The following is an 11,627-nucleotide window of genomic DNA, read 5'->3' on the forward strand; positions in this document are numbered from 1 at the left end:
TTAGAAGGGGAGAGGTAAATGGCAGCTGAACAGCTAATACCAAATATTTTAAAGGAATATGTTGTTAAATGCATTGTAGATCCCCCTAAAAATAGATGGGTATTATTAATAAATCCTAATGAAAAAATCACTCAAGATTTTTTATCTAAACTTCATGAGACACTTTTAGAAAGTATTAACTCTCTAAAAGAAGTCTCTTTTATTTTTGTTACAAAACAACAGAGCTTTGATGAATTTTTCAACTTAAATAAGCCATTATTAGAGAATTATCTTTCGAAGTATTATCCTTCAGCTTATAGTTGTATACATGATATAGATTTTTCAAGTGATGAAGATATTGTTAATATTAATTTTAGGAATAAAACTAATATGGAAATTGCTAGGAAGAAAGATTTTCAAAAGTTAGTAAAAGATTACTTTGCAATTGGTTACAGTAATAAAGTTACAATTCAATTGAATGATTTAAATATAAAAGAGGAAAACGAAAAACAAGACAATGAAAATATTAAGTATATAACTGATATTAATGATTACAATGATACTGCTAAAGCTTCCCATAAGCCTAAAGTAGGACAAGTTATATTAGGAAAAGAAATTAAAACTGAAGAAAGTCAAATTGAAGAAGTTGACGATGAAGAAAAGTCTATAACATTACGAGGGAAGGTTTTTGATCTTCAATGTAGAGAATTAAGAAGTGGTAGAACTCTTGTAATTTTTAATATAACTGATTATACCGATTCAATAGGTATTAAAGTGTTTCTAAATGAAGACCAGACTACACCGGATTTGTTAGAGAAAGGAAAATGGGTGAAAATTAGGGGACCTGTAAAGACTGATAATTTCACTCAGGAGTTAACAGTTTTTGCAAATGACATCTCACTTTCATCTGACCCGTTAGTAAGAGGAGATGATTGTGAAGAGAAACGAATAGAATTGCACAGTCACACTCGTATGAGTACTTTAGATGCTACCTGTTCAGCTTCTGAATTAGTAGATCTAGCATATGAATGGGGACATAAAGCAATTGCAATAACAGACCATGGTGTTGTTCAATCTTTTCCAGAAGCTTTTGAAGCTGCAAAAGATAGGGATATAAAAGTTTTATATGGTGTAGAGGCATATTTAGTTGATGACGAAGAAAACTACAAGGGTAAATCATATCATTGTATTATTTTAGTGAAAAATTATCAGGGATTACAGGATCTTTATAGGCTTATAACAAAATCACATTTAGAGTTTTTCTATAGACAACCAAGAATCCCAAAAAAATATTTAGAAGAAGTAAGAGATAACTTAATTATTGGATCGGCCTGTGAGCGTGGAGAAGTAATACAGGCAATATTAACAGGGAAATCTGAGTCAGAGGTAAAAGATATAGCTAGTTTTTATGATTATCTAGAAATCCAGCCTAAAGGAAACAATGAATTTTTAATTAGAAACGAAACTTTTTCATGTGAAGAAGATTTAGAGAATTTAATGAAACAAGTTGTAGAAATAGCCAAAGAACTAGATAAACCTTTTTGTGCTACTGGGGATGTTCATTTTTTACATCCCTGGGATAAAAATTATCGTAAAATACTTATGGCAGGTCAAGGGTTCGATGATCTAACTCAGCCACCATTATACATGAAAACAACTGAAGAAATGTTGCAAGAATTTGAGTATTTAGAAGAAGATGCTAGAAAAGCCGTTATAGATAATCCAAATCATGTAGAAGCACAAGTTGAAGAAAAATTAGTTCCAGTCCCTCAAGATCTGTTTACACCGAATATTCCAGGATCTGAAGAGCAGATTACAAATATGGCATATGAAAAGGCAAGAAAGCTTTACGGAGAAGAATTACCAGAAATAGTGGAGTCTAGATTAGAATCTGAATTGAAAAGTATTGTTGATCAAGGATATGCAGTAATTTACCTAATTAGTCATAAACTTGTAAAAAAATCTCTTGACGATGGTTATTTGGTTGGTTCGCGGGGATCTGTTGGATCTTCATTAGTCGCAACAATGACAGATATAACAGAGGTTAACCCCTTACCACCACATTATCGTTGTCCTTCTTGTAAATATAATAAATTTATCCAAGATGGTTCAGCAGGTTCTGGGGTTGATCTTCCCGATCAAAATTGCTCTGAATGTGGCACCAATCTTGAAAAAGATGGACATGATATTCCGTTCGCAGTTTTTATGGGTTTTCATGGCGAAAAAGTTCCTGATATTGATTTGAACTTTTCAGGGGAATACCAACCAATAGCTCATGAATATACAGAAGAACTATTTGGAAGCGACTGTGTTTTTAAAGCTGGAACGATAGGTACTATCGCCGATAAAACTGCTTATGGTTTTGTAAAAGGCTATCTAAGTGATAATGATTTACATTATAGACAAGCAGAAGTTAATAGACTAGTTTCTGGTTGCACTGGTGTAAAAAGAACAACAGGTCAGCATCCAGGTGGTTTAATGATAGTACCAAGTGATAGAGACATCCATGAATTTTGTCCTGTTCAAAGACCTGCTGATGATACAAATACAGAGGTTCGAACTACTCATTTTGATTATAATGCTATTAGTGATAGATTACTAAAACTAGATATTTTAGGCCATGATGTTCCCACAATAATTCATATGCTAGAGAGTATGACAGGAGTTGATCCTCTAGAGATTTCTTTAGATGACCCTGATACTGTAAAGATTTTCTCATCAGCGAAACCACTAGGGGTAAGTGAAGATGATATTGATTGTCAGGTGGGGACATTAGGTATACCAGAATTTGGGACAAGATTTGTTAGGCAGATGTTAGAGGATACAAAGCCTGCAACTTTTTCTGAATTAGTTAGAATATCTGGACTAAGTCACGGAACTGATGTTTGGTTGAATAATGCTCAAGATATGATAGCTGAAGGTACTGCTGAATTGAGTGATGTTATTTCAACACGTGATGATATAATGGTCTATCTAATGTATAAAGGTGTAGACAGAAAAGATGCTTTTACTATCATGGAAAAAGTAAGAAAAGGTAAAGGATTATCAGATGAACTAAAACAAAAGATGAAGGATGCAGAAGTACCAGAGTGGTATTTAGAATCATGTTTGAAAATTAAATATCTTTTTCCAAAAGCGCATGCTGTAGCATATACAATGATGTCATTTAGAATTGCTTACTATAAAGTTTTTTATCCCTCTGCTTTTTATGCAACTTTCTTTTCTGTCAAAACAGATGATTTTAATGCAGATTTGATAGTAAAAGGCCTTGAAGTTGTTAATAATAAGATAGAGAGCATTAATGAAAAAGGAGTTTCAGCACCACCAAAAGAAAAATCCGAATTAGTAGTACTAGAAGTTGCTCGTGAAATGTTTCATAGAGGCGTTAAAGTTTTACCTGTTTGTATATATGAATCCGATAGTAAGAAGTTTAAATTAGATGAAAAAGGTAATTTAAGACCACCTCTAGTTACATTAGCTGGACTCGGATTATCAGTTGCTAAACAGATTGTTAAAGCTAGAGAAGAAAGAGAATTCACTTCAGTAGAGGATTTACGTAAACGAGGGAAAGTGTCAAAGTCAGTACTTGAGGTGTTAAGAAATCATGGGTGTCTTGTTGATCTTCCTGAAACAGATCAGTTAACCCTATTCTAAGTTGCACTAGTGTTGATATTGTGATAAAATATTTAAAGACAAAAGTTTAACTCAAACCAGAAAGAGTGGGGTGTTACCCACTCTTTCCTGTTATGTATAAATTTTAGGAGGGAGAAAAATGGTCTCAGGTGATAAACTTGAAAGTTTAATTGAACCAGCTGTAAATGAGCTTGGGTATGAATTAGTTGATGTTGAGTTAACTACTGAGAACCAAAGAGCTGTTTTACGAGTCTACATAGATACAGAAGGTGGAATTACTCTAGATGATTGTGAGACTGTTAGTAACAGTCTAGACGAATTGTTAGATGAACATGATCCGATACCACATAGTTATGTTTTAGAAGTTTCATCACCAGGAGCTGAACGTCCATTAAGAAAGAAGAAGGATTTTATTTACTTTGCAGGGAAGAGTATTCAAGTGAAAACTTATATGAAGTTAGATGGACGTAAAAACTTTAAAGGCAAATTAATAGGCTTAGATGGAGATGACGTAATTGTTGATACTTACAATGATGGGGAGGTAAAAATCCCATTAGAAAAGATTGCGAAAGCGAATCTACTATTAGATTTTTAAATGAGGGGAGGGCGAAAATTTGAATCGTGAATTCATTGAAGCCATAGAAGAAATTGAGCAAAATAAAGGTGTGGACAAAGACATATTATTTGAAGCAATAGAAGCTGCTTTAATTTCAGCTTATAAGCGTAACTTCGATTCAGATAAAAATGTTAAAGTAATTATGGAAAGAGAAACAGGAGATGTAAAGGTTTTTAATCAGCGCAAAGTTGTAGAAGAAGCAACTGACCCTAGAGAAGAAATAAGTTTAGAGGATGCTAGAAGGATTTCTCCTGAATATCAATTAGATGATGTTGTAGACGAAGAAGTTACTCCAAAAAACTTTGGGCGCATTGCAGCACAGACTGCCAAACAAGTAGTGATCCAAAGAATAAGAGAAGCTGAAAGAGAACTTATTTATGAAGAATTTGTACATAAACAAGATGATATCATAAATGGGAAAGTTCAAAGGTTTGAACAAAATAATGTGATTGTTGACTTAGGGAAGGTAGAAGCTATTTTACCACCCCCTGAACAAATGGCAACTGATAAATATAACCAAGGAGATAGGTTAAAATCTTATGTTGTAGAAGTTAAAAAAACGACTAAAGAGCCACAGGTGATTTTATCTAGAACTCATCCAGGATTAATTAAAAGGTTACTAGAATTAGAGGTACCTGAAATATACGATGGGATTGTTGAAATAAAAGGAATAGCTCGAGAAGCTGGTTATCGTTCTAAGGTTGCCGTTTATTCAAATGAACAAGAAGTAGATCCAGTGGGTAGTTGTGTCGGAAATAAAGGTAGTAGAATTCAATCAATTGTAGAAGAGTTAAATGGTGAGAATATTGATGTTATAACTTGGTCTTCTGACCCATCAGTTTTTATTAGTAACTCACTTAGTCCGGCAAAGGCGACTAATGTTACTGTGATTGATGAAGAAGAACACAAAGTACGTGCTATAGTACCCGATCATCAACTCTCTTTAGCCATTGGTCGTGAAGGACAAAATGCACGACTAGCTGCTAAATTAACTAATTGGAAAATTGATATTTTAAGTGAATCACAAGCAGAAGAGAGAGACAATGATATATCAGATTAGATATGAATGATTTTCGAGGGGGGAGATAGTTATGGCTCAAAAGAAAAAGGTCCCAGTTAGAACTTGTCTAGGATGTCAAGATAAGAAACAAAAAAGAGAATTGATAAGAATTGTTAGAACACCTGTGGGAGATATTGATCTAGACCATACAGGGAAAGCAAATGGCCGGGGTACATATATCTGTCCCGCCTCGGATTGTTTAGATAAAGCTTTGAAAAAAGATCGATTAAAAAAAGCATTAAAATATAATGTGACCGATGAAGATAAAGAAAGGTTAAAAGAACAATGGGAACATGTGAAAGAAGATGAATAATACACATATTTATCAATTATTAGGGTTAGCACGAAAAGCAAAAAAACTTGACATTGGTAGTGAAGATGTGATTGAAGAAGTGAGAAAACAGCATTGTCATTTTGTTATAGTAACAAAAGATGCTAGTTACAGGACATATAAAACAATTTATAATAAGTGTAATTATTATAATATACCTATTGTATGTTGGAGTACTAAATATGAGCTTGCAAATAGCTTAGGTATGACAGAAATCAGTGTTGTTGGAATCACGGATGTTGGATTCGCAAGTAAAATTGCGAAGTTGATAACCGGTGAGGATTAAGTTTTTTAACTTTTAAACTGTTATCAACTGAGGAGGGCATTAAAATGGAGGTGTTGTAACATGAGTAAGGTTAGAATTTATCAATTAGCAAAAGATTTAGGTGTGGATAATAAAGAATTAGTTGATACTTTAAATGAACTTGATATTGAAGCAAAAAATCATATGAGTACTATAACTGAAGAAGAAGCAGAAACGGTTAAGGAACTATTTGTAGATAAAGAGCCAACAGATGAAAAACAAGAGGATTCTGAACAAAAACTTACTGTAGTTCCGCCAGTTACAGTTGGAGAATTAGCTGAAAAATTAGAAATCGATTCGACATCTATTATTACTAAATTGATTTCTAAAGGTATAATGGCAAGCATAAATCAAAATCTAAACGAACAAATCCTTTCTGATTTAGCTAGTGAGTTTGATTTTGTTATAGGAGACGAATCACAAGAAGACGAAGAAGATTCTAATGAAGAGGAAAAAATAATTGAGGAAATACTTAAAGACGAACCAAAAGGTGACTCTGCTGAAAGGGCACCAATAGTTACTGTCATGGGACATGTGGACCATGGAAAAACTTCGATTTTAGATGCCATAAGGGAAACTAAAAGTTTAGAGTCAGAAGCTGGTGGTATAACTCAGCATATCGGGGCTTCAAGAGTTGTTTACAATGATAATACTATTGTATTTTTAGATACACCAGGTCATGAGGCCTTCACAGAAATGAGAGCTCGTGGAGCTCATGTTACAGATATATCTATATTAGTTGTAGCTGCAGATGATGGTGTTATGCCACAAACTGTAGAAGCAATAAACCATGCTAAATCTGCTGATGTACCAATAATTGTTGCTATAAACAAAATGGATAAACCAGAGGCTAACCCAGATAGAGTTAAACAAGAATTGACTGAGCATAATCTAGTATCCGAAGAATGGGGAGGAGACACTATTTGTGTTCCAGTTAGTGCGATAAGTAAAGATGGAATTGACGAACTATTAGAAATGGTAACTTTGGTATCTGAAATGAATGAATTACAAGCATATCCTGAAAACACTGGAAAAGGAACTGTAATAGAAGCTAAATTAGAAAAAGGCAGAGGGCCAGTAGCTACAGTTTTAGTAGAAGATGGTTCTTTAAATGTCGGGGATGCAGTCTTATGTGGCAATACATTTGGAAATGTACGGGCTATGGTTAGTGATATTGGAAAACGAATAAATAAAGCCACTCCTGTTACTCCAGTAGAAATCTTAGGTTTAGAAGATATACCAAATGCAGGTGATACATTCCAGGTTGTACCAGATGAAAAACAAGCACGACAGATTGCTGAACAAAAGAAAGAAAAAGAACGAGAAGAAAAATTAAGAAAGAATCAAGCTGTTTCACTTGACAACTTTTTTGAGCAAATGCAAGAGGGCGAACACAAAGAGTTAAATATTATACTTAAAGGTGATGTTCGAGGGTCAGTTGAAGCTTTAAAAGAAAGCTTATTAAAGTTAAATGACAACGAATATGGAATAAAAGTAAAAGTTGTACACGCTGGAGTAGGTACTATCTCTGAAAGTGATATCATGCTTGCTGTAGCTTCAAATGCAATCATAATTGGTTTTAATGTTAGACCAGAAAATAATGCTAAAAAAGCCGCAGAACAAGAAAACATAGATATGCGTATGTATCGAGTAATATATGAAGCTATTGAAGATGTGAAAGCGGCAATGTCAGGACTTTTAGATCCTGAATATAAAGAAGTGGTTCTTGGGCAAGTTGAAGTTAGGCAATTATTTAAGGTGTCTAGAATAGGAACTATTGCAGGATGTTATGTTACAAACGGACACGTTAAAAATGACTCATATATTCGAGTTATTAGAGATGGAAAAGTTATTCATGAAGGTGAAATAAGAACCTTAAAGCGATTTAAAGAGGATGTTAAAGAAGTACAACAAGGATATGAATGCGGTATACTTTTAGAGAAGTTTAATGATCTAAAAGAAGGAGATATCTTTGAAGCTTATAACTATGAAGAATTAAAACCTAAAGTTGTAGAATAATAAGAAAAAACTTGTTTGGATGGTGAGGTCAATGAATGGTTCAAGAAGAGAACGTATTCAAGGAGAAATTAAAAAGATAATTAGTGATATTTTACAACGAGAAATTAAAGACCCATCAGTTGGTTTTGTTACTGTTACTTCAGTAGAATTATCTGGAGATTTAAGACATGCTAAAGTTTTTGTGAGTATTTTTGATGATAAAGAAAAGCAAGCAGAATCATTACACGCTTTAGAAAAAGCAACAGGTTTTGTTAGATCTGAACTTGGTAAGCGAATCAGGTTAAGGCATGTTCCAGAACTTGTTTTTAAATTTGATGAGTCAATAGAGCATGGTGATCATATTAATAAGTTGCTAAAACAGTTACATGAAAATGAGGATGAAGATAAAGATGAAAGATAAGGATAATTTCATTCAAAAATTTCAATCATTTATCAGTGAATATCAAAGTTTTGTCATTACTTGCCATGAAAATGCTGATGGTGATGCTCTTGGCTCTTCTAATGCCCTAGCCCTCTTTCTTGAGGCATTAGGTAAAGAAGTCCTTATGATCTATCCTGAAAGTATTTCAAGTAAGTTAGATTTTTTACCTAAACCCAAAAGAGTACATGAATATACTAACGGATATTTAGAAAATGTTTCAGCAGAAGGTGTTTTAGTAGTGGATTCTAGCTCATATGATAGAGTATCTAGAGTTTTGGATGATGTTGAATACTATCAATTATTAAGTATTGATCATCATCCAACTAATACTGAATTTGCAGATATAAATATAGTGGATGAAACAATGTCTTCAACTTGTGAATTAGTTTATTCTATCCTTAAAGAATTAGACAATCCAATAACTAAAGATATTGCTAAAAATTTATATACTGGGATTTTTACTGATACGGGTTCTTTTAATTACGAGAATGTATCACAATTTACTTTTGAAGTCGTTAAGGAGTTAGTCGAGTATGATGTGAAACCTCACTTAATCGCCCGTGAGATTAATGAAAATATGTCTTTAAACTTATTTTATTTTACTAGAGAAGTATTGAATAATTTAAAGCTTGATGCAGATAATCGAATAGCTTGGATAAAATGTGAAAGAGAACTTTTAGGTAAATATAATTTAAACGATAATGAAATTGATGGGCTAATTAATTATGCTAAAAAATTACAACCAGTGGAATTTGCAATTTTATTTAGAGAGACCGAAGATGGCAATACTAAAGTTGGATTAAGGTCTAAAACAAAGGATGTTTCTAAAATAGCTTTTGAATTTGGTGGTGGAGGCCATAATAGAGCTGCGGGTTGTTTGATCGAAAAAGACATTGAAAATGCAAAAGAACAAGTTTTACAAAGACTTAAAGATGAGTTGAAGCATAAACGGTCTGATTAGGGTATGAAGGAGAGATTTATCATGAATGGCTTTTTAAATATTTTGAAACCACCAGGAATGACATCACATGATGTTGTTAGTCATGTTAGAAAGTCATTTAAAATAAAAAAAGTTGGTCATTTAGGTACTTTAGATCCAGGTGCTGCTGGAGTACTACCCATTGCAATAGGTAGAGCTACTAAGTTTGCTGAGTATATTATTAATCAAGAAAAGAAATATCGATTTGAACTAATCCTAGGAGAAACGACAGATACTTTAGATGCTCAAGGAGTTGTTACAAATCAATCTGAAGTAACTCAAGAACATATTAATAATTTAATAGAAAATTTCAGTGAGTTAACTGGAGAGATTTCTCAGGTACCCCCTATGTATTCAGCTATAAAACAAAAGGGAAAAAAATTATATGAGTTAGCAAGAGAAGGACAAGAGGTAGAACGTCCTGCCAGACAAATTAAAATATATTCTCTCACCCTAATCGATCACTATGTTTTTAAAGGTAAAACACGCTTTTTATTTGAAGTTAATTGTTCAAAAGGCACTTATATAAGAACCTTAGGGCATGATTTAGCTAAACTTTCGGGTTGTGGTGAGGGTCATGTATCGTTTCTTTTACGTAGTAAGTCAGGAGATTTTGATTTAAATTCAAGTATTTCTTTAGAAACACTTATTAAAAAAAGTGAAGAGTTACAATCATTGATTCAACCAATAGATATACCTTTAAATGATTTCCCGTCTTTAGTGATTTCAGATGATAAAGAAATTCGTAAATTTAGAAATGGTAATGTTTCATTTGTTTCAAATCATCATACCAAAAATGAGACTTTACGTGTTTATAACTCACAGAATGATTTTTTAGGATTAGGAAAAGTTATTTCTAATAATAAAGTGAAACCAGAAAAGGTTATTAATTAAATTAGCTAGGTGATAACATTGAGGATAATGAAAGCTAACGAGTTACAAAAATGGTTGCCACAAAACCGAAATATCTGGCTCAGCTTAGGTAATTTCGATGGTGTTCATATAGCACATCAAAAATTATTAAAAGATACTGTACTTAATGCAGAAAAATATAATTGTATCCCAGGTGTTTTACTTTTAGAACCACACCCAGAAATAAAATTTTTTAACAAAAAAAACTTTTTATTAACTACTATGGAAGAAAAAGTCCAAAAAATATCCGAAATAGGAGTAGAGCTTGGAATATTAAAAGTATTTGATAATGAATTTGCAAAAATAACCCCACAAAAATTTGTTTCATGGTTAAAGCATGATCTTCAAGTAAAAGGTGTTTCTGTTGGATTTGATTATAGTTTTGGTTATAGAGGTTTAGGTTCTTCAAGTGATCTTAAATATTTTGGTGAGAGCTGTGGGTTAGAAGTTTCTATTATAGAATCGATTAAAGTTGAGAATAATACAGTAGTGAGTAGTAATTTATGTAGAACGTATATTGAAGAAGGTAAAATAGAAAAAGCAAATAAAATGCTTTCATCACCTTATAGTATACGTGGGCAAGTTATGAAAGGGGACGGAAGGGGTAGAAACCTAGGATTTCCTACAGCAAATATTGAAATACCAGTAGAAAAAGTCATACCGAAAAAAGGGGTTTATTTAGTAAGGGTAAACTTTGAAGATGCAACCAGTTGGGGTATTTGTAACGTTGGAAATAAGCCTACTTTTGACGGTAAAAATGTAGTAGCAGAAACTTATATTTTTGATTGTCAAAGAGATTTGTATAATCTTGAAATAGAGGTAGAGTTTTTTAATTTTATACGTGAAGAGAAAAAATTTCATAGTGCACAATCACTTACACATCAGTTAAATAAAGATTTAAATTATGCTCGTTCACTTCTTTCATGAATTATATTTAGTTAAACTTTACATTAAAAAATGTATGTGTTAAAATTTAAAAAGCAACCAAATGCTCAGAATAACGTTCCTCCGGCGTATTCTTGGCTTTTGGGGGTAAAATTATATGGAGGTGAAATAAAATGGCACTAAACAAAGAACAGAAACAAGGAATCATTGAGAAGTACAAGCTTCATGACCATGATACTGGTTCTCCTGAAGTACAAATTGCAATCTTAACTGAAAAGATTCAGCACTTGAATGAGCACTTGAAGATTCATAAACAAGATCATCATTCTCGTAGAGGACTATTGAAAATGGTTGGTAAGCGAAAAGGTCTGTTAAATTACTTAAAAGGTAAATCAGCTGACCGATATCTGGAAATTATTAAAAAACTAGGATTAAGAAAGTAAATTGGATTATACTAAGCGGGGGAGACCCCGCTTTTCTTTAAATTT

General features: G+C 32.8%; 11 protein-coding genes. All 11 read left to right on the forward strand.

Annotation, left to right across the window (positions count from 1 at the left end; all coding sequences use genetic code 11):
- Positions 1 to 18: 18 nt before the first annotated feature.
- The 11 genes from CDO51_RS04220 to rpsO all read left to right on the forward strand — a co-directional run bounded on the left by CDO51_RS04220 (position 19) and on the right by rpsO (position 11,582).
- Positions 19 to 3,633 (forward strand): PolC-type DNA polymerase III, encoded by a 3,615-nt coding sequence (locus CDO51_RS04220; RefSeq protein ID WP_089023056.1) that lies wholly within the window; start codon positions 19 to 21, stop codon positions 3,631 to 3,633.
- 118 nt (positions 3,634 to 3,751) lie between these two features.
- Complete coding sequence (locus CDO51_RS04225) at positions 3,752 to 4,207, forward strand: ribosome maturation factor RimP (RefSeq protein WP_089023057.1); 456 nt, start codon at positions 3,752 to 3,754, stop codon at positions 4,205 to 4,207.
- Positions 4,208 to 4,226: 19 nt separating this feature from the next.
- Positions 4,227 to 5,288, forward strand: coding sequence for a transcription termination factor NusA (gene nusA / locus CDO51_RS04230; RefSeq protein ID WP_089023058.1), 1,062 nt, complete (start codon positions 4,227 to 4,229; stop codon positions 5,286 to 5,288).
- A 31-nt stretch (positions 5,289 to 5,319) separates the two neighbouring features.
- The gene (gene rnpM, locus CDO51_RS04235; protein ID WP_089023059.1) at positions 5,320 to 5,601 is read left to right on the forward strand and encodes an RNase P modulator RnpM; all 282 of its coding nucleotides are present in this window, start codon (positions 5,320 to 5,322) and stop codon (positions 5,599 to 5,601) included.
- Positions 5,594 to 5,905 (forward strand): L7Ae/L30e/S12e/Gadd45 family ribosomal protein, encoded by a 312-nt coding sequence (locus tag CDO51_RS04240; protein WP_089023060.1) that lies wholly within the window; start codon positions 5,594 to 5,596, stop codon positions 5,903 to 5,905. The genes rnpM and CDO51_RS04240 overlap by 8 nt, the downstream gene beginning before the upstream one ends.
- 60 nt (positions 5,906 to 5,965) lie before the next feature.
- Positions 5,966 to 7,942, forward strand: a complete 1,977-nt coding sequence (gene infB / locus CDO51_RS04245) for a translation initiation factor IF-2 (protein ID WP_089023061.1) — start codon at positions 5,966 to 5,968, stop codon at positions 7,940 to 7,942.
- Between the two features lie 31 nt (positions 7,943 to 7,973).
- A complete protein-coding gene (gene rbfA / locus CDO51_RS04250) occupies positions 7,974 to 8,342 on the forward strand; it encodes a 30S ribosome-binding factor RbfA (RefSeq protein WP_089023062.1) in 369 nt (122 codons plus the stop codon).
- A complete protein-coding gene (locus CDO51_RS04255) occupies positions 8,332 to 9,324 on the forward strand; it encodes a DHH family phosphoesterase (protein ID WP_158212314.1) in 993 nt (330 codons plus the stop codon). The genes rbfA and CDO51_RS04255 overlap by 11 nt, the downstream gene beginning before the upstream one ends.
- A 21-nt stretch (positions 9,325 to 9,345) precedes the next feature.
- A complete protein-coding gene (gene truB / locus CDO51_RS04260; RefSeq protein ID WP_158212315.1) occupies positions 9,346 to 10,236 on the forward strand; it encodes a tRNA pseudouridine(55) synthase TruB in 891 nt (296 codons plus the stop codon).
- 27 nt (positions 10,237 to 10,263) lie between these two features.
- Positions 10,264 to 11,181, forward strand: coding sequence for a bifunctional riboflavin kinase/FAD synthetase (locus CDO51_RS04265; protein ID WP_143824677.1), 918 nt, complete (start codon positions 10,264 to 10,266; stop codon positions 11,179 to 11,181).
- Between the two features lie 131 nt (positions 11,182 to 11,312).
- A complete protein-coding gene (gene rpsO / locus CDO51_RS04270; protein WP_089023066.1) occupies positions 11,313 to 11,582 on the forward strand; it encodes a 30S ribosomal protein S15 in 270 nt (89 codons plus the stop codon).
- The last annotated feature ends 45 nt before the right edge of the window (positions 11,583 to 11,627 follow it).

Origin of the sequence: Natranaerobius trueperi (assembly GCF_002216005.1) — a bacterium.
GTDB classification, from domain to species: domain Bacteria; phylum Bacillota; class Natranaerobiia; order Natranaerobiales; family Natranaerobiaceae; genus Natranaerobius_A; species Natranaerobius_A trueperi.

Coding starts and splice junctions, on each gene's coding strand:
- CDO51_RS04220 (WP_089023056.1), top strand. CDS start 19: ATGGCAGCTGAACAGCTAATACCAAATATTTTAAAGGAATATGTTGTT.
- CDO51_RS04225 (WP_089023057.1), top strand. CDS start 3,752: ATGGTCTCAGGTGATAAACTTGAAAGTTTAATTGAACCAGCTGTAAAT.
- rnpM (WP_089023059.1), top strand. CDS start 5,320: ATGGCTCAAAAGAAAAAGGTCCCAGTTAGAACTTGTCTAGGATGTCAA.
- CDO51_RS04240 (WP_089023060.1), top strand. CDS start 5,594: ATGAATAATACACATATTTATCAATTATTAGGGTTAGCACGAAAAGCA.
- infB (WP_089023061.1), top strand. CDS start 5,966: ATGAGTAAGGTTAGAATTTATCAATTAGCAAAAGATTTAGGTGTGGAT.
- rbfA (WP_089023062.1), top strand. CDS start 7,974: ATGAATGGTTCAAGAAGAGAACGTATTCAAGGAGAAATTAAAAAGATA.
- CDO51_RS04255 (WP_158212314.1), top strand. CDS start 8,332: ATGAAAGATAAGGATAATTTCATTCAAAAATTTCAATCATTTATCAGT.
- truB (WP_158212315.1), top strand. CDS start 9,346: ATGAATGGCTTTTTAAATATTTTGAAACCACCAGGAATGACATCACAT.
- CDO51_RS04265 (WP_143824677.1), top strand. CDS start 10,264: ATGAAAGCTAACGAGTTACAAAAATGGTTGCCACAAAACCGAAATATC.
- rpsO (WP_089023066.1), top strand. CDS start 11,313: ATGGCACTAAACAAAGAACAGAAACAAGGAATCATTGAGAAGTACAAG.